The organism is Sphingomonas sp. LHG3443-2 (genome assembly GCF_049896405.1).
GTDB lineage: Bacteria > Pseudomonadota > Alphaproteobacteria > Sphingomonadales > Sphingomonadaceae > Sphingomicrobium.
In genome coordinates this window covers 2,331,756-2,355,539 of the sequence record NZ_JAFCUG010000001.1, presented here as the reverse complement: position 1 = coordinate 2,355,539, position 23,784 = coordinate 2,331,756, and the positions used below count along the sequence as shown (strand labels likewise).

23 protein-coding genes are annotated in these 23,784 nt (G+C 66.5%); 12 read left to right on the top strand and 11 right to left on the bottom strand.

From position 1 onward, the window contains the following. The first annotated feature begins 1 nt into the window (after nucleotide 1). Both ACP69Z_RS11770 and ACP69Z_RS11765 read left to right on the top strand, forming a co-directional pair. On the top strand, nucleotides 2-1,156 hold the full coding sequence (locus ACP69Z_RS11770; protein WP_426267668.1) for an RsmB/NOP family class I SAM-dependent RNA methyltransferase: 1,155 nt from the start codon (nucleotides 2-4) through the stop codon (nucleotides 1,154-1,156). Next, a complete protein-coding gene (locus tag ACP69Z_RS11765) occupies nucleotides 1,153-1,680 on the top strand; it encodes a tetratricopeptide repeat protein (RefSeq protein WP_426267667.1) in 528 nt (175 codons plus the stop codon). The genes ACP69Z_RS11770 and ACP69Z_RS11765 overlap by 4 nt, the downstream gene beginning before the upstream one ends. Here ACP69Z_RS11765 and rsmA read toward each other — a convergent pair. The 4 genes from rsmA to ACP69Z_RS11745 all read right to left on the bottom strand — a co-directional run bounded on the left by rsmA (nucleotide 1,667) and on the right by ACP69Z_RS11745 (nucleotide 7,207). Beyond that, the gene (gene rsmA / locus ACP69Z_RS11760) at nucleotides 1,667-2,488 is read right to left on the bottom strand and encodes a 16S rRNA (adenine(1518)-N(6)/adenine(1519)-N(6))-dimethyltransferase RsmA (RefSeq protein ID WP_426267666.1); all 822 of its coding nucleotides are present in this window, start codon (nucleotides 2,486-2,488) and stop codon (nucleotides 1,667-1,669) included. The genes ACP69Z_RS11765 and rsmA overlap by 14 nt on opposite strands. Next, nucleotides 2,485-3,486, bottom strand: a complete 1,002-nt coding sequence (pdxA, locus tag ACP69Z_RS11755) for a 4-hydroxythreonine-4-phosphate dehydrogenase PdxA (protein ID WP_426267665.1) — start codon at nucleotides 3,484-3,486, stop codon at nucleotides 2,485-2,487. The genes rsmA and pdxA overlap by 4 nt, the downstream gene beginning before the upstream one ends. Before the next feature lie 38 nt (nucleotides 3,487-3,524). Continuing rightward, nucleotides 3,525-4,874, bottom strand: a complete 1,350-nt coding sequence (locus ACP69Z_RS11750) for a peptidylprolyl isomerase (RefSeq protein WP_426267664.1) — start codon at nucleotides 4,872-4,874, stop codon at nucleotides 3,525-3,527. Nucleotides 4,875-4,954: 80 nt separating this feature from the next. Then, entirely contained in the window at nucleotides 4,955-7,207 is a 2,253-nt protein-coding gene (locus ACP69Z_RS11745) for an LPS-assembly protein LptD (RefSeq protein ID WP_426267663.1), read from the bottom strand. Nucleotides 7,208-7,357: 150 nt separating this feature from the next. On the opposite strand from ACP69Z_RS11745, the gene ACP69Z_RS11740 reads away from it, so the two are divergent. From ACP69Z_RS11740 to ndk, 3 genes are all read left to right on the top strand, one after another. Further along, a complete protein-coding gene (locus ACP69Z_RS11740) occupies nucleotides 7,358-8,833 on the top strand; it encodes a leucyl aminopeptidase (RefSeq protein ID WP_426267662.1) in 1,476 nt (491 codons plus the stop codon). After that, entirely contained in the window at nucleotides 8,830-9,267 is a 438-nt protein-coding gene (locus tag ACP69Z_RS11735; RefSeq protein WP_426267661.1) for a DNA polymerase III subunit chi, read from the top strand. Before ACP69Z_RS11740 ends, ACP69Z_RS11735 begins: the two co-directional genes overlap by 4 nt. Nucleotides 9,268-9,344: 77 nt before the next feature. Continuing rightward, the gene (ndk, locus tag ACP69Z_RS11730) at nucleotides 9,345-9,767 is read left to right on the top strand and encodes a nucleoside-diphosphate kinase (protein WP_338504757.1); all 423 of its coding nucleotides are present in this window, start codon (nucleotides 9,345-9,347) and stop codon (nucleotides 9,765-9,767) included. Nucleotides 9,768-10,003: 236 nt separating this feature from the next. Here ndk and ACP69Z_RS11725 read toward each other — a convergent pair whose 3' ends face one another. After that, nucleotides 10,004-10,309: a Rap1a/Tai family immunity protein gene (locus tag ACP69Z_RS11725; protein WP_426268097.1), complete on the bottom strand. Its 306-nt coding sequence runs from the start codon at nucleotides 10,307-10,309 to the stop codon at nucleotides 10,004-10,006. Between the two features lie 140 nt (nucleotides 10,310-10,449). On the opposite strand from ACP69Z_RS11725, the gene ACP69Z_RS11720 reads away from it, so the two are divergent. Next, nucleotides 10,450-10,917 (top strand): hypothetical protein, encoded by a 468-nt coding sequence (locus tag ACP69Z_RS11720; protein ID WP_426267660.1) that lies wholly within the window; start codon nucleotides 10,450-10,452, stop codon nucleotides 10,915-10,917. 49 nt (nucleotides 10,918-10,966) lie between these two features. On the opposite strand, the gene ACP69Z_RS11715 is transcribed toward ACP69Z_RS11720, so the two are convergent. The 3 genes from ACP69Z_RS11715 to purM are packed head-to-tail and all read right to left on the bottom strand — an operon-like array spanning nucleotide 10,967 to nucleotide 13,282. Next, nucleotides 10,967-11,242 carry a DUF1294 domain-containing protein gene (locus ACP69Z_RS11715; RefSeq protein ID WP_426267659.1) on the bottom strand — a complete coding sequence of 92 codons (276 nt, stop codon included), beginning with the start codon at nucleotides 11,240-11,242 and terminating at the stop codon, nucleotides 10,967-10,969. After that, nucleotides 11,239-12,204, bottom strand: coding sequence for a phosphoribosylglycinamide formyltransferase (gene purN, locus ACP69Z_RS11710; RefSeq protein ID WP_426267658.1), 966 nt, complete (start codon nucleotides 12,202-12,204; stop codon nucleotides 11,239-11,241). Before purN ends, ACP69Z_RS11715 begins: the two co-directional genes overlap by 4 nt. Next, complete coding sequence (purM, locus tag ACP69Z_RS11705; RefSeq protein ID WP_426267657.1) at nucleotides 12,197-13,282, bottom strand: phosphoribosylformylglycinamidine cyclo-ligase; 1,086 nt, start codon at nucleotides 13,280-13,282, stop codon at nucleotides 12,197-12,199. The genes purN and purM overlap by 8 nt, the downstream gene beginning before the upstream one ends. A 63-nt stretch (nucleotides 13,283-13,345) precedes the next feature. Between purM and ACP69Z_RS11700 the strand changes: the two genes are divergently transcribed. From ACP69Z_RS11700 to ACP69Z_RS11685, 4 genes are read left to right on the top strand one after another with little or no spacing between them, the layout of a single operon-like run. Further along, nucleotides 13,346-14,623 (top strand): heavy-metal-associated domain-containing protein, encoded by a 1,278-nt coding sequence (locus tag ACP69Z_RS11700; protein ID WP_426267656.1) that lies wholly within the window; start codon nucleotides 13,346-13,348, stop codon nucleotides 14,621-14,623. A 1-nt stretch (nucleotide 14,624) separates the two neighbouring features. Next, a complete protein-coding gene (locus ACP69Z_RS11695; RefSeq protein ID WP_426267655.1) occupies nucleotides 14,625-15,251 on the top strand; it encodes an HdaA/DnaA family protein in 627 nt (208 codons plus the stop codon). After that, nucleotides 15,239-17,395: an RNA degradosome polyphosphate kinase gene (locus ACP69Z_RS11690; RefSeq protein ID WP_426267654.1), complete on the top strand. Its 2,157-nt coding sequence runs from the start codon at nucleotides 15,239-15,241 to the stop codon at nucleotides 17,393-17,395. The genes ACP69Z_RS11695 and ACP69Z_RS11690 overlap by 13 nt, the downstream gene beginning before the upstream one ends. Before the next feature lie 6 nt (nucleotides 17,396-17,401). Then, the gene (locus tag ACP69Z_RS11685) at nucleotides 17,402-18,862 is read left to right on the top strand and encodes a Ppx/GppA family phosphatase (RefSeq protein ID WP_426267653.1); all 1,461 of its coding nucleotides are present in this window, start codon (nucleotides 17,402-17,404) and stop codon (nucleotides 18,860-18,862) included. Here the strand turns inward: ACP69Z_RS11685 and ACP69Z_RS11680 are convergent. Beyond that, nucleotides 18,859-19,149, bottom strand: a complete 291-nt coding sequence (locus ACP69Z_RS11680; protein WP_426267652.1) for an I78 family peptidase inhibitor — start codon at nucleotides 19,147-19,149, stop codon at nucleotides 18,859-18,861. The two genes, ACP69Z_RS11685 and ACP69Z_RS11680, sit on opposite strands and share 4 nt — an antisense overlap. Then, nucleotides 19,146-20,330, bottom strand: coding sequence for a ribonuclease D (gene rnd / locus ACP69Z_RS11675; RefSeq protein ID WP_426267651.1), 1,185 nt, complete (start codon nucleotides 20,328-20,330; stop codon nucleotides 19,146-19,148). The genes ACP69Z_RS11680 and rnd overlap by 4 nt, the downstream gene beginning before the upstream one ends. 109 nt (nucleotides 20,331-20,439) lie before the next feature. On the opposite strand from rnd, the gene aspS reads away from it, so the two are divergent. Next, nucleotides 20,440-22,224, top strand: coding sequence for an aspartate--tRNA ligase (gene aspS / locus ACP69Z_RS11670; protein ID WP_426267650.1), 1,785 nt, complete (start codon nucleotides 20,440-20,442; stop codon nucleotides 22,222-22,224). Nucleotides 22,225-22,567: 343 nt separating this feature from the next. Further along, entirely contained in the window at nucleotides 22,568-23,155 is a 588-nt protein-coding gene (locus ACP69Z_RS11665; protein ID WP_426267649.1) for a PEPxxWA-CTERM sorting domain-containing protein, read from the top strand. Between the two features lie 123 nt (nucleotides 23,156-23,278). Here the strand turns inward: ACP69Z_RS11665 and greB are convergent, their stop codons facing one another. Next, nucleotides 23,279-23,782 carry a transcription elongation factor GreB gene (gene greB / locus ACP69Z_RS11660; RefSeq protein ID WP_426267648.1) on the bottom strand — a complete coding sequence of 168 codons (504 nt, stop codon included), beginning with the start codon at nucleotides 23,780-23,782 and terminating at the stop codon, nucleotides 23,279-23,281. Nucleotides 23,783-23,784 lie beyond the last annotated feature (2 nt).

Here is a 23,784-nt window from a genome sequence, read left to right as displayed (position 1 = left end):
CGTGACTCCGCAAGCACGCGTCCAGGCGGCGATCGAGATCGTCGACCAGGTGATCGCCTCCGCGCGGGACGATGGCCCGCCGGCTGACGCACTGGTCTCCGCTTACTTCAAGACGCGGCGGTATGCCGGGTCCAAGGATCGGCGCGCAGTGCGCGAATTGGTGTTCCAGGCGGTGCGTCATGCGGCCGAGGTGCCAGCGAGCGGCCGCGCGGCATTGCTGCCGATCGCTGGCGAGCTGTTCGACGGGTTGGGCCATGGGCCAGGAGCAGAGAGCGAAGGTGAGCCGCGGGCCGAGCCGGGCTTGGTGCCGGGCTGGCTGCAGCCCTTGCTGTCGCCGTTGGTGGAGCCGGGTGAATGGCCGGCGTTGATCGAGCGGGCGCCGGTCGACCTGCGCGCCAATCTCGCGCGCATCACCCGCGACGGGATGGCCGCGCATTTCGGCGCGGAGCCAACTTCGCTCAGTCCGTGGGGGCTGCGCCTGCCGCCGGACAGCGCGGTGACGGCTGACGAGGCCTTCGCCGATGGGCTGATCGAGGTGCAGGACGAAGGCAGCCAGCTAATTGCGCTCGCCTGCGATCCGGCGCGGCAGTCACTGATGGTCGACCTTTGCGCCGGGGCGGGCGGCAAGGCGCTGGCACTGGCGGCCGCCAATCCCTCGGCTCGAGTCGTCGCCTGCGACACCAGCCGGGCGCGGCTGGTGAAGCTTGGACCGCGTGCCGAGCGGGCGGGGGCGGTGATCGAGAGCCGCCTGCTCGACCAGCCGCGCGAGGCGGAGGGATTGGCGGATCTGACCGGCGAGGCGGATATGGTGCTGGTCGATGCGCCTTGCTCCGGCTCGGGCACGTGGCGGCGTAATCCGGAAGGGCGTTGGCGGCTGACCGAAGAACGGCTGGCGCGGCTCGAAGCCTTGCAGATGCGCGTGCTGGATCTCGCGGCTCCGCTGGTGAAGCCTGGCGGGGCGGTGGTCTATGCGGTCTGCTCGCTGCTCGCCCGCGAAGGACGCGACCAGGCGCAAGCCTTCCTCAGCCGCCATTCAGGCTTCGTGGCTGAGGATATTCCCATGGACGTTGGGCGTTTGGATGGCATGGGTCGGCTTCTCACGCCGGGACATGACGGGACCGACGGCTTTTTCATCGCGCGGTTCCGTGCCACATGAGTACGAACCCCGCCTGGGAGACGATGATGCGTTTGCTACCGATTGCTGTTGTTCTGGGCGTCATGGGGGCGACGATCGCCAGTTCGGGCGAGACCCAGGTTCCCGATGCGCAGATCAACGCCCAATCGTTGCAATGGCAAAAAGCGGGTGAAGCTGCGCTTGCGGCCGGGCAGTTGCAGTCGGCGGACGACGCGCTTGAAACCGCGCTGATCATCGATCCGCGCAATCGCGGCGCGTTCGTGGCGCTGGCCCGGGTGGCGCAGAAGCAGAAGCTTTACGGCCAAGCGATCCGCTTCACCAACAAGGCGCTGGCGCTGGAGCCGAACGATCCCGTCGCGCTTGGCGTGCAGGGCGAGGCGATGGTGGAGCTTGGCGCCGTCAGCCGCGCGCAGCAAAACCTCGCCAAGATCAAGAGCCTGTGTGGGTCGAAGCCGTGCGCGCCGGCGACCAGCCTGTCGGCTCTGATTCAGCGCGGGCCGGCGATGGCCAAGGCCGAAACCCCGGCGGCTCCTAAGAAGAACTAAGAGCGCGGGCGAGGGCGACCCACTCGTCCACGCCGACTGTCTCCGCCCGCCGCTCGGCCGCGATCCCGAGCGCTGGCAGCGCGTCGAGCGCATGCGGCACCGCCTTGAGGCTCTGGCGAAGCATCTTGCGGCGTTGACCGAAGGCTGCGGCGGTCAGGCGCTCGAGCACGGGATGGCTGACGCCTTCCGGCTCGGCGGCGGGGACGATGTGGACGACGGCCGACGCAACCTTGGGCGGCGGCACAAAGGCCGAACGGTGAACGGGAAGCGCGATGTGCGGGGTCGAGCGCCATTGTGACGCGACCGCGAGGCGACCGTAGGCGTCATCGCCGGGCTTGGCGACGATCCGCTCCGCCACTTCCTTCTGGAACATGAGGGTCAGGCTCGACCACCACGGCGTCCATTCGGCGCCGAGCCAGCGCAGGAGGAGCGCGGTGCCCACGTTGTAGGGCAGGTTGGAGACGACGTGCGCGCCGCGGCCGACCAGCGGCTCTTCGGCGATCTTGAGCGCATCGTCTTCGATCAGGGTGAGCTTGCCGGGGAAGATTTCGCCAAGTTCGGCAAGGGCCGGGAGGCAGCGGCGGTCGCGTTCAACCGCGGTGACAGCCGCGCCGGCATCGAGCAAGGCGCCGGTCAGGCCGCCGGGCCCAGGGCCGACCTCGTAGACCGAGGCACCTTGAAGGTCGCCCGGTATGGCGGCGATGCGCGCGAGCAGCTGGCGGTCGAGGAGGAAGTTCTGGCCGAGCGCCTTTGACGCGGACAAGCCGTGGCGGGCGATCACCTCGCGCAGAGGCGGAAGGGCGTTCAACCGTGGAGGGCGCGAAGGCGCGCAGAATTGGCAGCCATGCGGATCGCCGCCGCCATCGCCCGCGGGTCGGCTCGGTCTTCGCCGGCAATGTCGAAGGCGGTGCCGTGGTCGGGAGAGGTGCGGACGATCGGCAGGCCGAGGGTCATGTTGACACCTTCCTCGAAATGCAGTGCTTTCAAGGGGATAAGCGCCTGGTCGTGATACATGCAGAGTGCTGCGTCATAACGGGCGCGGGCCGAGGCATGGAACATGGTGTCGGCGGGGTGCGGGCCGGTGACGTCCCAGCCTTCGGCGCGCAAGGCGGCGATGGCGGGCTCGATCACTTCCATCTCCTCGCGTCCAAGGGAGCCGTTCTCACCCGCATGGGGGTTGAAGCCGGCGACGGCGAGGCGCGGGTGGGCGATACCGAAATTCTTCTGAAGGCCGCGCAGGGTCACCCGTCCGCGCGCTTCGATGAGGCCGCTGGTCAGCCGCGCGGCCACGTCGCGCAAGGGGAGGTGGGTGGTAACCGGCACGGTGCGAAGTGTGGGCCCGGCGAGCATCATGGCAACATTGCCCGGCGACACGCCGCAGCGTTCCGCGACGAATTCGGTCTGACCGGGATGGTTGAAGCCGATGGCATAGAGCTGGTGCTTGGCGACCGGACCGGTGACGACGCCAGCGCAGGTGCCCGAGCGGGCAAGCCCGACCGCAAGCTCCAGGCTGTCGAGGCTGCAATGGGCACCGGCCGTGGTCGGCTGACCGGGCAGGCTGGAGGCGGCAGCAGGAACGGCGAGGAGCGGCAGGCCACGCTCGAACACGTTCACCGCCTCGGCCGGGTTGGAGAGGATGGCGAGCGGGCCATCCCATACCGCGGATAGGCTGCGCGGGTCACCGACGGCGACAAACGGCGGCAGTCCCAGCGACTGGCGGCTGTCCCATGCCTTGGCAACCACTTCGGGCCCAATACCCGACGGATCGCCGAGGGAGACGGCAAGCAGGGGCGGGGGCGGGCTCATCGCCGGCCCCTTAGCGCTTGCTTGCCCTCACGGCCACCTCAGCGATAGTCGATGACGGCGTCGCGGCGGAGATCGCGGAGGTAGCGGCGAGCGCGGGCGTTGACGCGCTCTTCCTGCAGCTGGGCGAACACCGCGTCGGGGTTGGGGGCACCGGCTGTCTGGTCTTCGTCACGGCCGCAGATCACCAGCACGCGGACGCCTTCGGCAATGCTGCCGAACGGGCGCGTCGCCTGGCCAACCTGCATCGGCAGCATCATGTCCTGCAGCGCTTGCGGAAGGTCGCGCAGCTTGACGCTGTCGGACTGGACCACGTCGCCCCGGAAGTCCGCGGCCACCTTGTCCGCGCCGCCGCAACCGCCGATGTTCTGGGTCGCGGAAGCGAACCGCTCCAGCGTCGGGCTTGCCGCAGCCGAGGTGGTGCCGGCCGGGAAGGTGATCGACACCTGCTTCAGCGACAGCACGGCATTGCGCGGATCGGCGGTCAGCACCTTGCGGGTGTCCTGCACGGCGATGATCGAAATGCCGCCCTGCACCGGGATCGGCTGGCTGAGCTGCCCCGCCTGCATTTGCGTCAGGGTCTGAGCGATCGATTCGGGAAGCTGCTCGGGACGAACCCAGCCGAGATCGCCGCCGACCGCGGCCGCCGACGACTGGCCATATTGGCGGGCGTATCCGGCAAAACTCGCGCCCTGGCGAAGCGCGGCCACGATCTGCTGCGCCTGCTGCGCGACCTGCGCCTGATTGGCCGCCGTGGCTTCGAGATAGATCTCGCCGACGCGATATTCCTGCGTGCCCTTGGACGCGTTCATCCGGTCGATAAAGGCTTTCACCTCATCATCGCCGACGCTGACGCCGCTTTCGATCTTCTGGCGCTGCAGGCGCTGCCAGGCGATTTCACCTTCGATCTGGCGGCGGATCGAGCTGATCGAGCTGCCATTCTGCTTGAGAAAGCTGGCCAGCTCATCAGGCTTGCGCTTCACGTTCTCGGCGACGCGGGCAACGGTACGGTCGATGTCGGTCGCATTGACCTTGATCCCGGCAGCATCGGCGGCCTGGATCTGAAGCGTCTCGTCGATGAGGTTGCTCAGCACCTGCACCCGAAGCCGCTCTTCCTCTTCCTTGGGGATCGGCTGGTTGTTCGCGAGCGCGAGCAGGGCGAGGCGCTGGTCGATATCGGTCTGGGTGATGACCCGGCCATTCACAATGGCGCTGGCCTTGACCACCGACGGGATCGGGCGGCCGAGCACGGTTACCGTTTCCGGCAGGTTCAGCCCGGCGGTGCTGCTACGCGGCGCGGGTTGCTGCGGTGCCTGCCCACTTTGCGCTGCCGCGACGCTGGCCAGCGAAGCCAGGAGGGCGGTCGTGAGAAGCATCTTGGCCTTTGCCATGGAGAGCCTTGTATCCCTTGTTATTTCAAGCAGTTCACGGCGCCTTGCCATGCGCGCGCTGAACCGGCGATGAGCGCCGTTTAGCGGCTCAAGCCCTTCAAGGACAGGCGGAAACTGAAAGTGCTGCCTTCGGCCCGGTCACCGAGCCGTTCATAGTCGCGCCGCCAACTGATCCCGAAGGACAGGCAATCGTCCTCGTAATCGAGGCTGAGGCGGTGGCGAACGGCGTTGATGCCGTCGGCGATAGTGAGCGGGTCTTCGTCGCCGTTGGTGAGGTCGAGCACGGTGGCCCCGAACACCGACCAGAAGCGGTGGAATTTCCACCGCCCGGCGAGCCGCAGCTCTTCCTTGTCGCGCAGATCCTCCACCGACTGGTCGACGTTGCGATTGAGGCGCAGATAGTCGATCCGGGCGTAGGTTTCGGTCGTGCCGACGGTGAGATCGAGCTCGTTGCGGCGGACGGCGAAATTGTCCTTGTCGAGCCGGAATCGGTGGGTGAGGTCGACAAAGCGGCCGACCTTGACCCGAGTGCGGCCGACGAGGTCGGACCAGCGGTCGGTAAGGCCGGTGCCGTTGGGAAAGATCTGTGCGTCGCGGTTGAGGCGATACGACTGACCGATGTTGCTCGAGACTGCCCAGCCTGGCCGGTCGAGCGTCCAATCGAGGCCATAAGTGAGGCGGCTGCCGTCTTCCCAGCGGTCGTAACCCGGAAAGCGGTTCAGCGCGAAAAGATTGCTGTCCTCAAGGTCAACCGAGCGGCTGTCTTCGTTCGGTAGGCTGATATTCGCGGTCGGCGGGGTCAGCACCAGCTGCGCGCGCGGGGTCAGGCGCTGAACCCCGCCGAGGAGCTCGCCAGTCAGCGGCCAGCGGACCTCTGCCGCGGCGGCGGCGATCCCGCGGCCGCGCCAGCCTTTTTCGCCGCGGTAGATGGCGGTGCTGGTGAGCTCGTTCTCGTCGCTGTGGTAAATGTCGCCGCGGGCATAGCCGGTGAGCAGGATCTCCTGCCCCATGTTGGTCAAGCGGCGCAGGTCCCAGCGGGCGCCGGCAAAGGCGCGCTGGCTGTCCTGCCCTTCGCGGCGAAACACGGCGAGGCTGTTGGCCTGAAGCTCGATCCGGCCGCCGAGCACCGGATCAGTGAGGCGAACGCGGGCATCGATGGCAGGCAGCGCGAAGGGAATGGTGCGCTGGATGTCGTTCTGACGAACGCCCTGGAATGCCCAGCCGGCGATGCTGAGGTAACTGTCGAGATCTATCCGCTCCAGATCGAGGAAGTTGCGATAGCGATCGTCGCGGTTGAGATCGTAGAAGCGTGCAACGTCCTTGTCCGTGGCGGCGCGAAGCTGGCCGGTCAGGCTCCACAGCGGCGTGAACTGGAACTTGCCATTGCCTTCGAAATAAGCGCGCAGCCCGCGATTGGTGCGGCTGTCGTCATAGCTGGAGCGGTCACCATAGGTGACAAAGGCGCCCAGTGAGAAAGCGCCGAGGCTGTTCAGTTCGCGGTAGCGGCCTTCGATCCCGGGCACCACTGAGGTGTAGAGGTGCGGAGTCACCGTCAGGTCGCGGTTGGGCCCGAGGCGCAGGTGGTAGGGGACCGACAGTTCGGCACCGAGCCGGCGGCTGTAACGAAGCTCGGGCAGCAGGAAGCCCGAATAGCCTTCGCCGCCGGGGCTGGTGCCGAGGCTGAACACCGGGAGCAGGGGGAGGGTGATCCCGAACAGCTCGAACCGACCGCGTTCGAAGCGGATCCGGTCGGCGGCCTGGTCGTAGCGGACTCGGGCGGCGAGGACCCGCCAGCTCGGACGGCGCGGGCAGCCGGCTTCGTTGTCGATCCGGCACGGGCTGTAGACGGCGTTCTCGAGCGTGGTGACGTCGCCGGTGCGAGTGGCGCGGTCGGCAGCGAGGCGGCCGCCACTTTCGAGCACGACGAGGAGATTTTCTACCGTGGCGTCACGCAGCGCATCGTCGAGCACCACGCGCTGGGAGATCAGGCGGTCGCCTTCGGGCTGCACCACCACCACGTTGCCGGTCGCCACCACCTCGCCCGAGCGGCGATCCCAACGGACCTGGTCGGCGGCAACAAAGGTACCCTGCCGGTTGATCCGGACCTGCCCGGCGGCGGTGACCACCTCATTCTCGCTGTCATAGTCGACGCGCTCGGCGGTGAAGGCGATCTCCTGGTCGGCCGCCACCGCGAGTGGCTGCGGCTCGGCGCCGGGTTCAGGGACGTCGGCAGCGGGCTGTACCGTGGTCGCCGTCTGCGCCCACGCGGCGCCCGGCGCAGCAAGCGCGAGCACCAGCGGAAGCGCCGTCCAGGCCGTGACGCCGTATCGCACCCTTTGTGTCTGCCTTGATCCGCCAGTGAGCCCGTGAGAGGCCGCCTATTGCAGCCTTCGGGTGCCGGGGCAACGGGCTTGGCAGCGCGGGGGGCGCGGGCCTAAGGACGCGGCAACTCCTCTTCCCATTGATTGCAGGTGACCTTTCCCATGCAGATCCGCTTCGCCGATGTTCTTCCTTCCGGCAGCTTCGCGCTGGTTCTTCCTGTCGCCGGTGCCGAGCGCGGCAACCTGTCCTCGCTTGGCGATCATCGCGCTTCCGTCGAAGCGGCGGCGCGTGGCCAGCGTTTCGAGGGCGAGGTCGGCGCGGTGGCCGAGACCTGGATCGGCGGCAATGGGGAAGCACAGGTTCGCCGCCTCCTCCTGATCGGGACTGGTAGCGGATCGGATGGAGCCGCGGCCGAGAAGCTGGGCGGCGCGGCAGTGGGCCGCCTACTGACCTCGGGCGAGAAGAGCCTGGTCATCGACCTCAGGGGTAGCCGCTTCGATGCGGACGCCGCCGCCCGGCTGGCGCTTGGCGCTGCGTCGCGGGCATGGCGCTACGACCGCTATCGCACCAAGCTCAAGGACAAGCAGAAGCCGACGGTCGAGGAAGTGGTGATCGTTGGCGCCCCGGCCGGGACCGATGCGCGCTGGACCGAGCGCTATGAGGGCGTGCTGGCGGGTGTGAAGCTGACCCGCGAACTGGTCACGGAGCCGGCCAACGTCATCTATGCCGAGACCTTTGTCGAACGCGTCCGCAAGGCTGCCGAGGGCACCGGGCTCGAGATCGAGGCGCTGGGCCAGGCCGAGATGGAGAAGCTCGGCATGGGCTCGCTGCTGTGCGTCAACCAGGGCACGATCCGCGAGCCGCGCCTGCTGGTGATGCGCTGGAACGGCGGCGGTCACCCGAGTGACAAGCCGCTGGCGCTGATCGGCAAGGGGGTGACGTTCGACACCGGCGGCATCTCGATCAAGCCGGCGGCCGGCATGGAATCGATGAAGTGGGACATGGGCGGCGCGGGTGCCGTCGCAGGCGCCATGGTCGCGCTTGCCAGCCGCAAGGCGAAGGCCAATGTCATCGGCCTTTGCGGCTTGGTCGAGAACATGCCGTCGGGCAGCGCCACGCGGCCGGGCGATGTGGTCACTTCGATGAACGGTCAGACGATCGAGGTCATCAACACCGACGCCGAAGGGCGCCTCGTGCTGGCGGACGTCATGACCTACGCCCAGCGCGAGCTTGGGGCGAAGAGGCTGGTCGACCTCGCCACCCTGACCGGCGCGATGCTGATCGCGCTCGGGCATGAGCATGGCGGCCTGTTCTCGAACAACGATACGCTGGCGGGCGAGCTGACCGCCGCGGCCACCGAGACCGGCGAGAAACTGTGGCGGATGCCGCTCGGTGACGCCTACGACCGGCTGATCGACAGCCCGATCGCCGACATCAAGAACGTCGGTCCGCGCGAGGGCGGTTCGATCACCGCGGCGCAGTTCCTTCAGCGCTTCGTCGAAGAAGGCGTCGAATGGGCGCATCTCGACATCGCGGGCATGGTGTGGAGCGACAAGCCCGGCAGCACCTATGACAAGGGCGCGACCGCGTTCGGCGTCCGCCTGCTCGACCGCTTCGTGGAGCTGACCGCCGAGTGAGGGTCGACTTCTACCAGCTGGCCGGCGCGCCTGTCGACGAAGTGGTGGCAAGCATCGCCGCCAAGGTTGTCGAAGGGGGGGAGCGGCTGCTGGTGGTGATGGCTGAAGAGGGCGCGCTCGCCCGGCTCGACCGGCTGCTATGGGACCAGGGGGAGACCGACTTCCTTGCTCACGGCATCGCCGGCGAAGGCGAGGATGCGCGCCAGCCGATCCTGCTGTCGACAACCCCAGACCCGGCCAACGGCGCGCGCAACCTGCTGGTCGCGGACGGCGAGTGGCGTGAAGCGGCGCTGACCTTCGACCGGGCGTTCTACCTGTTCGACGAGGCCAATCTCAGCGAAGCGCGGCAGGCCTGGAAGCTATTGTCGGGACGCGACGGGGTGGAGCGCAACTACTGGGCCCGCGAAGACGGGCGATGGACGCGCAAGGCCTGAACCTTGCCCTTGTGCCCGGCGGCGGCTAGGGGCGCGCGCAATCCTTCAACCCACCCAAACATGAACGGAGCTTTCCCGTGGCCGTCACGCGCACCTTCTCGATCATCAAGCCCGATGCCACCCGCCGCAACCTGACCGGCGCAGTCACCAAGATGCTGGAAGAAGCGGGCCTGCGCGTCGTCGCGTCCAAGCGCATCCACATGACCCGCGAGCAGGCTGAGGGCTTTTACGGCGTCCACCGCGAGCGTCCGTTCTTCAACGACCTCGTCAGCTTCATGATCTCGGGTCCGGTTGTGGTTCAGGTGCTGGAAGGCGAAGACGCCGTGAAGCGCAACCGCGACATCATGGGCGCCACCAACCCCGAGAACGCCGACGCGGGCACCATCCGCAAGGAACTGGCCGAATCGATCGAAGCCAATTCGGTTCACGGTTCGGACTCGGACGAGAACGCCAAGATCGAGATCGACTACTTCTTCAAGCCGGAAGAGATCGTCGGCTGAGCCTGAGCGATCTTGCTGTTCTAAAGAGGCCCGCTGGAGCGATCCGGCGGGCTTTTTGCTGCCCGAAGTTCTCGAAGTTCACATAGGGCGGAGGGTCGGCAACGACGCACCTCCTGGGTCGTGGTCATCAGCCGGTTGAAAGAGCGTCGCGACGATCCGCTGAGACGGGTGGAGCAGTCGAAATCCTATTTGGCAAGGCTCGCCCGGATGTCCGCCTCGGGTGATTAAGCGGGTATCTAGCAGGAAAAGCGAGCACTCACGGCTCGACGCACTAACGATACCGCATCCGTTCGCGCGGCGTCAGTATCGCTGATGCTGGCTATGTGGCTTCGTACACCGTCCGCGATCGCGCCATAGGACATCCCGGAGATGCAGAACGGCTTGAGGTCGGTCGGCGGCCATCTCGTGAGTGCGTCGATGACACCCCAAACGTAGCTTACGCATGTTTCAGTGGTGCTTGAGGGATCGCTGCAAACAGCCTTCAGCCAGTCTCCAGTCTGATTTCCGGGACGGCTACGAAGGGCGAGCGGAAACCCGTTCATGCGCATAGCGCTGGCCTGAGGCGTGCGGCCCGCTTTCACCGAACCAGCGCAGGAGATGAGGCCTGCCGCAACGGCGAGAGCGAAGATTGAACGCGCTATCATGTGCCGAGCCTACCGCTGGAGGCTTGATGTCCGCAAGAGTGGAAAGCGAACATGGAGCCGGTATGTTGGTTTCCATGATGAGCACCTCCGGAAGCCGGTTCACAATCGAACGATTGGGTGAGAACCAAGGTCATTGCGACTGCTGCGGGCACGAGAGTCGATCAGTCGCGGGGCTCGTTCATGAGCAAGGTGGCGCTTGGACGGCCTACTGGATGCACTGGACGGTGAACCACCTCAGCGACACCGGCGCAAACCTCGACCTCGTCCTAGGACCATGGGGCGAGGGCACCAGTGCGGAAGACCGTTACGCTGTGTCTCTCGTCCATTTTCAGCAAGAAGACGGCAAGCCAGCCTTGATGGTGATCGATGCGCGAGACAGACCAGCAGCGAATAGCGAAGTTGCGGCAAATGGGCTGCGACGTGATGAGGTGATTGGAACCCCGCTGGCACAGCAAATCTTTGCCATCACTGATGCCATCTACGAACAAGACGGACGCTTCTTCTAAGGCTCCTTGTATGTCCGCTTTGGGTCGTAAGCCGACATCCGCGACAAGCTCACGCGGGCCTTATCGCCAACCAGACGAGTGCACCCACTTGCATCAACGCAATGCCTGCCAGCCAGGTCGAGAACGGCTGTTTGCGGGTCTTGTGGCGGAGCAGGTGTCGGGCGGCGAAGGCGGCGGGTGTGCCGCCGAGGAAGGCGAGGGAGAGGAGTTCGCTTTCCGAGACTCGCCAGTGGCCAAGAGCGGCCCGCTGCTTGTCTTGTCGGAAGCGGTGAAAGGTCCAGGCGTTGATGAAGGCCAGCCAAGCGAGGAGCTGGAGAAGCGTCAAAACTGGTCCGCGGCGCGCATCAGCTTGGTGAGGCGCGGCGGGGCGACGGCACGCCAGCTGCGCTGGAGCCATTCGCCGACTTCGTCCCAATCGGTGTCGGGGCGGTTGAGTTTGAAGCCGAGCCAGCCGCTCGCGCCATAATATTTGGGCCAGTAATAGGTGTCAGGACGAGCCTCGATCAGGCCGGTCATCTCGTCGGCGCCGCTTGCTTTGACGAGCAGCCCGATGGCCTCTTCCCCATGGTGACGGTCGGCGATGATGGCGAAGAGCTTGGCGGATTTCTCTGTGCCGACTGCCCAGCCGGGGCTTCCGTGGCTGGTCTTTCGGCTGACTTCGGGAAGGGCAGCGGCGAGGGCGTCGACCTGGCGCTCGATCCAGCCGGCATCGTGATGGCGCGAGACGTAGGTGGCGAGGGTCGCTGGGTAGAGTTGGTGCTCGGCAAGGCGGACCCGGGCGGCGAGGGTGTCGGGGGTGTCGCCGGGACGGATCGCAACGGCGACCTGGCCGAGGATCTCGCCTGCGTCCACTTCTTCGGTGACGAGGTGAACGGTGCAGCCGGCGTGGGTGTCGCCCGCCTCAAGGGCGCGGGCGTAGGTGTCGAGACCGCGATAATTGGGCAGCAGCGAAGGGTGAATGTTGAGCAGCCTACCTCGCCAGCGCTGGACAAAGGCGGGGGTGAGAAGCCGCATGTAGCCGGCCAGCGCCACCGCATCTGGCTGAGCGGCGGCGAGGGCGGCGTGCAGGGCGTCGTCAAAGGCTTCGCGGGACAGGCCTTTGTGGCTCTGCGACCAGGTCGGCACACCCTCCGCTTCGGCCAGTGCGAGGCCGGGGGCTTGCGGGTTGTTGGAGGCGACCAGCACGATGTCGAACGCGGCGTCCGGCAACCGGCTGGCGTAGAGCAGGGCGGCCATGTTGCTGCCTTCGCCCGAAATGACGACGGCGACGCGGGCGCGCTCAGCCATGATTGTGGGTGGCGCTCCAGGCGCCGCGTGCGCTCCAGCTTTCATCGGGGCCGCGGACGGTGCAGCCGCGCGGGCCTTCGTCGATGCGGCCGATGCAGTGCACGGTTTCGCCGGCTTCGGTCAGTGCCGCTGCAACGGTGTCGGCTTGGTCGGCGGCGACCACCACCACCATGCCAATGCCGCAGTTGAAGGTGCGGGCGAGTTCTTCGGGCTCGATCGACCCGCCGGCCTGGAGCCAGGCGAACAGCGGCGGTAGCTCCCACGCCGAAGCATCGACGATGGCGTGGCAATCGTCGGGGAGGACGCGGGGAATGTTTTCGAGCAGGCCGCCGCCGGTAATGTGGGCGAGGCCGTGAATGCGGCCGGCGCGGATTTCAGGCAGCAGGCTCTTCACGTAGATGCGAGTCGGTTCGAGCAGCAGGTCGCCGAGCAGGCGCTCGGGCGCGAAGCGGGCGGGGCGGTCAAGTTTCCAGCCGTTTACCTCGATCAGGCGGCGGACGAGGCTGAAGCCGTTGGAATGGACGCCGCTCGAGGCGAGGCCGAGGAGCATGTCGCCCGGGCGAATGGCGGCGCCGGTCAGCTGCTCGCCCCGCTCGACCGCGCCGACGCAGAAGCCGGCGAGGTCATAATCGCCCGCGGCATACATGCCCGGCATCTCGGCCGTCTCGCCGCCGATCAGGGCGCACCCAGCCTGGAGGCAGCCTTGGGCGATGGAGGTGACCACCCCTTCGGCGACCCCGGTGTCGAGCTTGCCGGTTGCGAAATAGTCTAGGAAGAACAAAGGCTCGGCGCCCTGCACGATGAGGTCGTTGACGCACATGGCGACGAGGTCGATGCCGACGCCGTCGTGACGGTTCAGGTCGATCGCCAGCTTGAGCTTGGTTCCGACGCCGTCGTTGGCGGCGACCAGCAAGGGGTCGGTGAAGCCCGCTGCCTTGAGGTCGAAGAAGCCCCCGAAGCCGCCAAGATCGGCGTCCGCGCCGGGCCGGCGCGTGGCTTTGGCGAGCGGCCCGATGGCCTTCACGAGCGCATTGCCGGCGGCGATGCTGACGCCCGCCTGTTCGTAAGTCAGCCCCATAGCCCCCGCCTAGCCGAGAAGAGCCTTGGAAATCGAGCCCCAAGCTGCTTTGAGGGCGGCAATATGCGCCGCCTTTCTCTGCGCCTCCTGGTTCTGACGCTCGGGCTTGTCGGGCTTGGCACCGCCGTCTTCGCCCAGCTGGAGAGCGGGGAACGCGGGATTCCGCCTATCGACAGTGCCAGCACGCTGGAGATTGGGGGCATCAAGGTTGACGTCGCGGGCAAGGATGCGGAAAGCGCGCGGCTGGCCGGATGGCGACTGGCGCAGCGGCAAGGGTTCGCAGCCCTCTGGGCCAAGATGCACAATCGGCCGATGAGCGAAGCGCCCAAGCTGCCTGATTCGACACTGGACGGGATCGTCAGCTCGATCGCCATCGAGGAAGAGCGGATCGCGCCGGGCCGTTATCTGGCGACGCTGCAGGTGTTGTTCGATCGCTCGCGCTCGGCGGCGCTGTTGGGAGCCGAGGGCCCGGTGCGGCGCTCGGCGCCGATGCTGCTAATCCCGGTGATGGTGAGCGGCGGCACGGCCACCACGGTGGAGCTGCGCAATCCGTGGCAGCGGGCGTGGGCCGAATATCGCACCGCCAATAGTGCGATCGATTATGTTCGGGTGTCGGGGCAGGGGATTGATCCCTTGCTCGTCACCGCCGGCCAGGTGCGCCGACCGGGCCGCGCGATGTGGCGCAACCTCGTCGACTTCTATGGCGCGGCCGACGTGCTGGTCGCGACCGCCCATGTCCGCCGCCTGTATCCGGGCGGGCCGTCCGTTGGGACCTTTACCGGAAGCTTCGGTGCGGATCGCCGCTTACTTGGCAGCTTCACCCTCCGCGCCGATAGCAGCGCCGACCTGCCGCGGATGATGGCCGAAGGCGTGAGCCGCATGGACGCGCTTTATACCAGCTGGCTGGCCGCGGGCGAACTCAACCCTGACCAGAGCCTGCTTCCGCCACCGCCGCCGCCAGTAGAGGAGGTCGAGGAAGAGGAGACGCCGGAGGCGGCGCCGGTCGATCAGGTCATTCAGATCGCGGTGACCTCGCCTTATTCGCCGGTCGGCTGGCTGCGCTCGATCCCGGGCGTGGGTTCGGTGCAGGAGATTGGCGCGCAGGTGCTGGTGGTGCGGTTCCGCGGCTCGGCAGGGCAGCTTGCCGCGGCGCTGAATGCGCGGGGGTGGCAGACCAGCACGGCGAGCGGTGTGTTCACCATCACCGGCTACGCTCCGCCGCCAGCCGCGCCAGCGCCGCCTCAAGCACCCCAGCCCGCACCGGCGCCCGCGCAGCCGCAGCCGCAGCGTCCGACGCCTGAGCCGATCACGCCCGTTCCTACCAACCGCCCAGGGGAATGAGGTGAGGGGGCCCGACCAGATCGCGCTCCCGCTAGACTGGCCGCAAGGGAGCGACGACAGCCGCTTCATCGTCAGCACGGCGAACCAGGCGGCCTTTGATCATTTCCAGCGCTGGTCGAGCTGGCCGGTCCGGGCGACGATCCTGACCGGGCCGCGCCGATCAGGACGCTCGCTGCTCGCCCGGAACTTCGTCGCGCGGGTCGGTGGGCGATTGTTCGATCCGGCCGACCGGCATGACGAGGAAGCGCTGTTCCATGCCTGGAACGGGGCGCAGGAGAGCGGACGACCGCTGGTGATGGTCGCCGACCGTGCGCCGCCCGGCTGGGCCGTCACCTTGCCTGATCTTCGCACACGCCTTGCGGTCACGCCGGTGGTGGCGATCGAGCAGCCCGACGATGCGTTGTTTGCCGCGCTAATCCGACGGCTGTTCGCCGACCGCGGTCTGCATCTTCCGGACGAAGCCCTGCGTTATGTCGGTGAGCGGGTCACGCGCGATTACTGGACGGCGGAGCGGGTGGTGGATGCCATCGACCGCTTCGCCATCGCCGCCAGCGCGCGACTGACCCTGCCGACCGTTCGCCGCGCACTGATTGCCGGCGGGCTGATCGACGGAGGATGGGAAGAGTGAACGCGCCGGCCGAGATCAGGACCAACCGCTTGAAGGAGGGCGAAAGCCGCTACTTCAACCGTGAGACATCCTGGCTGGCGTTCAATCGCCGCGTGCTGGAGGAAGCGGCCAACCCGGCGCACCCGTTGCTGGAGCGGCTACGGTTCCTGTCGATCAGCGGCTCCAACCTCGATGAATTCTTTTCAGTGCGCGTGGCCGGGCTCAAGGAGCAGCAGCTCGAAGCGCTGGAGGAGCGCAGCTACGACGGGCAGACACCCGCGGCACAGCTCGAGACCATCAGCGCCGAGGCCGATGCGCTGATCGCCGAGCAGCAGCGTACCTGGCTCGAGCTTGCCGAGTTGCTTGGGCAATCGGGAGTGGAGGTGGTCACCGCCGACGCCCTTGGCGACGAAGAGAAATCGTGGCTGCGGACGTTCCTGAGCGAGCAGATCCTGCCGGTCCTGACCCCGCAGGCGGTGGACCCGTCGCACCCGTTTCCGTTCGTCCCCAATCTCGGCTTCGCCCTGGTGTTCGCGATGGTTGACAGCGCGGACAAGGAACCGGTCAGCGAAGTGCTGATGATCCCGGCATCGGTGCCGCGGTTCCTGCGCCTGCCGGGCACGGCGACGCGCTTTATCTCGATCGATGCGGCGATCGCATCGCACCTCGACGTGCTGTTTCCTGGATTCGAGCTGATCGCAGCGGGCGCTTTCCGGGTGCTGCGCGACACCGACATCGAAATCGAGGAAGATGCCGAGGACCTCGTCCGCACCTTCCGTTCGGCGATCAAACAGCGGCGGCGCGGGCGGGTGATCCGGCTCGAGTTCGCCAGCGGCACGCCGCTTGATCTCGAAAATCTCGTGCGCCAGGGCGTGGATGCCGAACATGCGTTGATCGCGGAAAGCTCCGGTGTGATCGGGATTGCCGACCTCCAGCAACTGGTCGAGATCGAGGGGCACCCGGAACTTCGGTTCGCGCCCTACAAGCCGCGTTTTCCCGAGCGGGTGAAGGAGCATGGCGGCGACTGCTTTGCGGCGATCCGCGACAAGGATTTCGTGGTTCACCACCCGTATGAAAGCTTCGACGTGGTGGTGGCCTTCCTTCGCCAGGCAGCGAGCGATCCCGACGTGGTGGCGATCAAGCAGACCTTGTACCGCGCCGGCAAACAGTCGGCGATCGTCGACGCGCTGGTAGCTGCCGCGGAGGCTGGCAAGTCGGTGACAGCGGTGGTCGAGCTCAAAGCGCGTTTCGACGAAGAGCAGAACCTCCTGTGGGCGAGCCGGCTTGAGCGGGCGGGCGTGCAGGTGGTCTACGGCTTCACCCAGTGGAAGACCCACGCCAAGGTGTCGATGGTTGTCAGGCGCGAAGGCAACAGCTTTCGCACCTACTGCCATTTCGGAACGGGCAACTACCATCCGACGACGGCCCGCTTTTATACCGACCTCAGCTTCTTCACCGCGTCCAAGCGCGCGGCGCGGGATGCGGCCAAGCTGTTCAATTACATATCGGGCTACGTCCCGCCCAAGGGGCTGGAGATGCTGGTCATGAGCCCGGTGTCCCTGCGCGAGAAGCTGACCGGCTGGATCGATGCGGAGATCGCCAACGCCGCAGCGGGCAAGCCGGCGGCGATCTGGGCCAAGATGAACAGCCTGGTCGACCCGACGATCATCGAGAAGCTCTACGAGGCAAGCGAGGCCGGGGTGAAGATCGAGCTGATCGTCCGCGGCATCTGTTGTCTCAGGCCGGGTCTGGCGGGGTTGTCGAGCAATATCCGGGTCAAGTCGATTGTCGGCCGCTTTCTCGAGCATAGCCGGGTCTGGTGCTTCGCCAACGGCGCGCGGATGCCGCACGGCAAAGCGCGGGTGTTCATCTCCTCGGCCGACTGGATGCCACGTAATCTCGATCGGCGAGTGGAGGTTGCGGTGCCGCTGGAGAATTCCACGGTGCACGCGCAGGTGCTCGATCAGGTGATGGTCGCCAACCTCATCGACAATCAGCAGAGTTGGCTCCTCGACGGCGCGACCGGCCAGTACCGGCGGGTGGCGGACACCAAGAAGCCGTTCAACCTGCACACCTATTTCATGACCAATCCGTCGCTTTCCGGCCGCGGACAATCGCTGGAGGGCAAGAAAGTGCCGAAACTGAAGCTGGAACAGGGCGGTTAAAAACTGATGGCAAAACGCAGCTTCGGACCAGTCGGCATCATCGACATCGGCTCCAATTCCATTCGCTTCGTCGCTTATGCCGGGTCCGAGCGGGTGCCTTCTACCCTGTTCAACGAAAAGGTCTCGGCCGGCCTCGGGCGCGAGCTCGCGTCGACAGGCCGATTGCCGGACAAGGCGATGGACCAGGCGATCGAAGCGCTTGCTCGCTTTCGCCTGCTGGCGCGTGAGATGAAGCTGAAGCGCCTGGATGTGGTTGCCACCGCGGCGGCGCGCGATGCAGACAATGGCGACGAGTTCCTTGCCCGCGCGCGCAAGGCCGGGGTGGAGCCCAAGGTCATCAGCGGCGAGGAAGAAGCGCGGCTGGCGGCGCTAGGGGTCATTTCCGCCATTCCGCACGCCAAGGGCGTTGTTGCCGATCTTGGCGGTGGAAGTCTCGAACTGACGCCGGTTGCGAACGGCGAGGCGGGACCGGGGATCTCGCTGCCGCTTGGTGTGTTGCGGGTCGGCCCCGACGCGAGTGCCAAGCAGATCGCGGCGACGCTGCGCAAGGCCATTCCGCCAGCCATCCTTGCCGCGGGGTCTGAGCGCACCCTGTACCTCGTCGGCGGCTCGTTCCGTGCGTTCGCCCAGCTTGACCAGCAGGAAGCGGGCTCGCCGCTGCATGTGGTCCATGGCCACGCCATCGAGGCCGACCGGGTGCGCGAACTTCGCGATCTCATCCGCAAGGCACCGCCAGAGCAGCTGAAAGGACGCTTCGGCCTGTCGACGACACGTGCCCAGACCGCACGCCCCGCCGCCGCGGTGCTCGACGCGCTGTTTCGGGTGCTTGAGCCGGCCCGCGCGGTCGCCAGCGCTTATGGCTTGCGCGAGGGGCTACTTTACGATCACCTGCCGGAGGATCGGCGGGCGGAAGACCCCCTGTTGGCAGCCGCGCTTGAAGCGGGCGAAAAGCTTGGGCGCTTCGGGGATCATGGCGCCGAACTCGACCAGTGGATTGCGCCGCTGTTTCCCGACGATGACGATGCAGCGCGGCGCTTGCGGCTGGCCGCGTGCCTCCTTGCCGACGTCGCGTGGGAGGCGCACCCCGATTTCCGCGCTTTGTGGGCGGTCGACATGGGGGTGCACGGCAATTGGGTCGGTATCGACGCCGAGGGTCGGACGATCATCGGGCGGACCCTGTGGTCGGCCTTCGGCGGCAATGGACCGTTCAACGAGAGCTTGGCGCAGCTGGTGGAGCAGCGCGTCCTTGACCACGCCGGCCAATGGGGCGCTGCGATCCGGCTCGCCCAGCGCTTGTCGGGCGGGACCGAGAAGCTCCTGGAACGCTGCCGCATCGGGTTGGAGGAGAATGAGGTGGTGCTACGCCTCGCCCGCAAGGATGGGCGGCTGTACAGCGACATCGTTGCCCGGCGCCACCGTCAGCTTGCCAATCTCATGGGGCTGACGGCGCGGGTGGAGCTGATCTAGCCGCAGCTCAGGCGCTGGATGCGGTTCTGCTCGTCGAGGTAGATGCGCACCCGGTCAGCGCGAAATTCCATGGTGACCATCATGCCCGCTGCGACCCATTGCAGGGTCTTCGCGCCCGAGGTCGCAAGCACCTTCGCGCCGACGTCGGCGGTCGCAGGTTGCCCGACATATTGCTGAAGCCCGTCGTTGCTGCAGGTGCCGCCACCGGCTACCGGTGCGGCCGGTCCGACCGTTGCGCAGGCACCGAGCAGGCTTGCGCCAAGCCCCATCACCATCAGCTTCGTCACGCCGCTTCCTCCTCCGCCTGCGTCCGGGTCATCTTGAGCTTGCCGTTCAGGGTTGCGAACGCAAGCCGACCTTCCACCAGGTCCAACGCATCGCGGCCGAATTCGTCGAACCGCCAGCCGGTCAGGATCGCGAGGTCCTTGCGGACACCGGCCGCCAGCGCTTCGAGCTCGTCCGAGCGCGCGATCAGCTTGGCCGCGACGCCGGTTTCCTTGGCCTTGATCTTGAGCAGCAGTTTGAGGAGGTCGGCCACCAAGGCGCCGTCCTTGGTGAGGCCCGGGCGGCTGGGCCCGCGCTCCGGCATTTCGTCGGGGCCGAGCGGCTGAACGCCTTCGAGCGCCGCCATCAGCCGCGCGCCGATGTCATTGTTGCGCCACCCCGCCGATAGGCCGCGGACCTTGGCGAGGTCGTCCTGGGTCTTGGGCGGATGGCCCGCGATGTCGGCCAGCGTGTCGTCCTTGACGATCCGGCCGCGCGGCAGGTTCTTGCCGCGCGCTTCCTTTTCGCGCCAAGCGGCAAGCGCGCGCAGGCGGCCAAGCACGAGGGGATTGCGGCTCGGCAGCTTGAGTCGCTTCCACGCATCCTCGGGATCGAAGGCGAAGCTCGACGGGTCGGCCAGCCGCTCCATTTCTTCGTCCAGCCACAGTCCTCGGCCGGTCTTGCGCAACTTGGCGACCATCTTCGGGAAGATGGTGGCGAGATGGGTGACGTCCCCGATCGCATAATCGATCTGGCGCTTGTCCAACGGTCGGCGGCTCCAGTCGGTGAAGCGGGCGCCCTTGTCGAGCGCGTGGCCGAGCATGGACTCGATGAGGTTGGAATATCCGACCTGCTCGCCATAGCCGAGCGCCATGGCCGCGATCTGCGTGTCGAACAGCGGCTGGGGCGTCTTGCCGGTGACGTTGTGGACGATCTCGAGATCCTGACCGCCGGCATGGAAGACCTTGAGCACGTCTTCATTGTCGACCAGCAGGTCCCACAAGGGCTTGAGATCGATCCCGTCGGCCATGGGATCGATCGCGGCCGCTTCGTCGACCGAGGCGATCTGGATCAGGCACAGTTCGGGCCAGTAGGTGCTCTCGCGCATGAACTCGGTGTCGACGGCGACGAAGTCGTGGGTCGCGAGGCGCTCCACCAATGCGGCAAGCGTGCCACTGTCTGTGATAAGGGGATGAATCTTCATGTTGTCCGGCCTGTAGCGAGGCTCGCCCAAGTTGACAAAAGGGGAGGGGTGGGGAAAGCGCCGCCCCATCCATTCACCGTCATCAAGACCAACTCCGGACGACGCAATCATGCACGCCTATCGCACCCACCATTGCGGCCAGCTTCGTCAGGCCGACGTCGGTAACGACGTCCGCATCTCGGGTTGGGTTCATCGCAAGCGCGATCATGGCGGCGTGCTGTTCGTCGATCTGCGCGATCATCACGGGCTGACGCAGGTCGTGGTCGACGTCGACAGCCCGGCGCTTGCGGTCCTTGAAAAGCTGCGGGTCGAGAGCGTCGTCACCATCGACGGCAGCGTCAAGGCGCGTGCGGAAGGCACGACCAACGCCAACCTGCCGACCGGTGAGATCGAGGTTTATGCGCGCGGCGTCACCGTGCAGAGCAGCGCGGCCGAGCTGCCGATGCCGGTCGCGGGCGAGCAGGAGTATCCGGAGGAGATCCGCCTTCGCTATCGCTACCTCGATCTCCGCCGCGAGCGGCTGCACGCCAACATCATGCTGCGCTCGAACGTCATCGCCAGCATCCGCCGCCGCATGGTCGAGCAGGGCTTTACCGAGTTTCAGACCCCGATCCTGACCGCGTCCTCGCCGGAAGGTGCGCGCGATTATCTGGTGCCGAGCCGCGTCCACCCGGGCAAGTTCTACGCGCTTCCGCAGGCGCCGCAGATGTTCAAGCAGCTGCTGATGGTGGCGGGCTTCGATCGTTATTTCCAGATCGCACCCTGCTTCCGCGACGAGGATGCCCGCGCCGACCGCAGCCCCGGCGAATTCTACCAGCTCGACTTCGAGATGAGCTTCGTCACGCAGGACGACGTATTCAACGCGATCGAGCCGGTACTGGCCGGCGTGTTCCGCGAATTCGCTGGCGAGCGGAAGGTCACCGAAGGCGCCTTCCCGCGCATCCCGTACCGCGAGTCGATGCTCAAGTACGGCAGCGACAAGCCTGACCTGCGCAATCCTATCGTCATTTCCGACGTCGGCAGCCACTTCGAAGGCTCGGGCTTTGGCTTGTTTGCGACCATCGTCAGCAAGGGCGGTTTCGTCCGCGCGATTCCGGCGCCGAACACTGCGGACAAGAGCCGCAAGTTCTTCGACGACATGAACGAGTGGGCACGCGGCGAAGGCTTTGCCGGCCTGGGTTACGCGACCCGCAAGGGCGGTGAGTGGGGTGGCCCCATCGCCAAGAACCACGGCACCGAGGGCATGGACCGCCTTGCCAATGAGCTTGGCCTGGGCCCGGACGACGGCATCTTCTTCGCCGCTAGCGCCAAGGAACTGGAAGCGGCCAAGCTTGCCGGTGCCGCTCGTACGCGGGTCGGCCAGAGCCTCGGCCTGATCGACGAGAACCGCTTCGATTTCTGCTGGATCGTCGACTTTCCGATGTTCGAATATGACGAGGACGCGAAGAAGGTCGACTTCAGCCACAACCCCTTTTCGATGCCGCAGGGCGAACTGGAAGCGCTGGAAACCAAGGACCCGCTCGACATCCTTGCCTGGCAGTATGACATCGTCTGCAACGGCGTGGAGCTGAGCTCCGGCGCGATCCGGAACCACCGTCCGGACATCATGTACAAGGCGTTCGAGATCGCCGGCTACACGCAGGAGCAGGTCGACACCAACTTCTCGGGCATGATCAACGCCTTCAAGTTCGGCGCGCCGCCGCACGGCGGGTCGGCGCCGGGGATCGACCGGATCGTGATGCTGCTCGCGGGCGAGCCCAACATCCGTGAGGTGGTGGTCTTCCCGATGAACCAGAAGGCCGAGGACCTGATGATGAACGCGCCGGCCGAGGTAAGCGCGAAGCAGCTGAAGGAACTCAGCATCAAGGTTGTCGGCGACGGTCCGAAAAGCTGATCGACGCTCTTGGGCTTGGCCCGGGTTGTTAGCGCATCCTTTGCCGGATCGACGGTGAAGTAACTGCTGGCAAGCTCGGCACCGCGTTGGATCGTGATTGCAAGAAGAGCAGCGATCAACACGGCACTCGCCTGCTGATAACTGACGAGAACTGATCAGCACTCCCTTTCGCCTGCGCGAGAGGCCAAATCTTGCGCCACCCCTTCGAACAAACCCTCGGATAGGCCTCGGGCAAAGAAGACGTGTCCAGAAACGAGACTCTTACGAAGGATTAACCACGGCGATTCAATTGCAGAACATTTAACGGCGAGTTAATGGGGTGACGACTTCTGAGGAAACACCCATGAACAAGCTGTCCCTTGCCCTTGCTGCGCTCGGCCTCGCCGCTGTCGCCGCTCCTGCATCCGCCACCGTTGAGGTGGGATCGAGCACCGGTTGCGCCAACGGTCCGCTCGCGCCGACCGCCGACAAGTGCGCCGGTTACTTCTCGGGCAACACGATGAGCGGCCAGAAGGACAGCGTCGCCGAGCAGCAGGCCGCGATCAACCAGCTGATCGGTGCTGGCCAGTACACCGTCGACTGGAACGCGCTTCAGGCCGCCGGCAAGATCGTCACCGGAAGCAACCTCAACGACCTCAACAAGCTGCTCGCCACCGCCGGCGGCCAGGTCATCCTCGGCTTCCACTGGGGCAACGTCCCGGGTCCGCAGGGTAATGTCTCGGCCATCTACCTGTGGAACAACGTCAAGGCGGGCGATATCCGCCTGACCGACACGCAGGGTTATTCGAACGCCGTGCTGTATCGCGCCGCCGCGGTTGCCGCGCCGGTGCCCGAGCCCGGCACCTGGGCGCTGATGCTGATCGGTTTCGGCGCCGCCGGTGCCTCGCTTCGCCGCCGTCGCAGCAACTCGGTCATTCCGCAGTTCGCCTGATCGAAACGGGTCGGCGGTCCCCCCTGGAACCGCCGATCCGCCCAGGCGGGCGCTCTGATACGCCTGCCGGCATGTGAGGTTTGCCATCGGTCCGTGTCGCTCTGCCGAGCGCCGCGGACCGACCTATTTGGAGGCTTGGCGCAAGTCCCTCGGATAGCGGATCGCCATCACTTCCCAGCTCTTCTCGCCCGCCGGTAGCCGGACCGTGCGTTCGTCGCCGACCCGCGCGCCGACCAGCGCCCGCGCCATCGGGCTTCCCCACGCGATCCGCCCGTCGCCTGCGTCGGCTTCATCGTCGCCAACCAGGGTCAAGGTGCGGCGCTCATCCTCTTCGTCGGCAAGCTCCACCGTCGCGCCGAAGCGCACCACGTCGCGGTCGGGCTGGGTTGCGGGATCGACGACCTTGGCGTTCTTCATCACCTTGGACAGGTAGCCGAGGCGCCGGTCGATCTCGCGCAGGCGTTTGCGGCCGTAGATGTAGTCGCCATTCTCCGAGCGGTCGCCGTTCCCCGCTGCCCAGCTGATCGTTTCCACCAGCTTGGGCCGTTCGGTCCCGAACAATTGCTCATATTCGCCGCGGATGCGGGCGAAGCCTTCGGGCGTGATGAACCGGGGACGATCGCTCATCC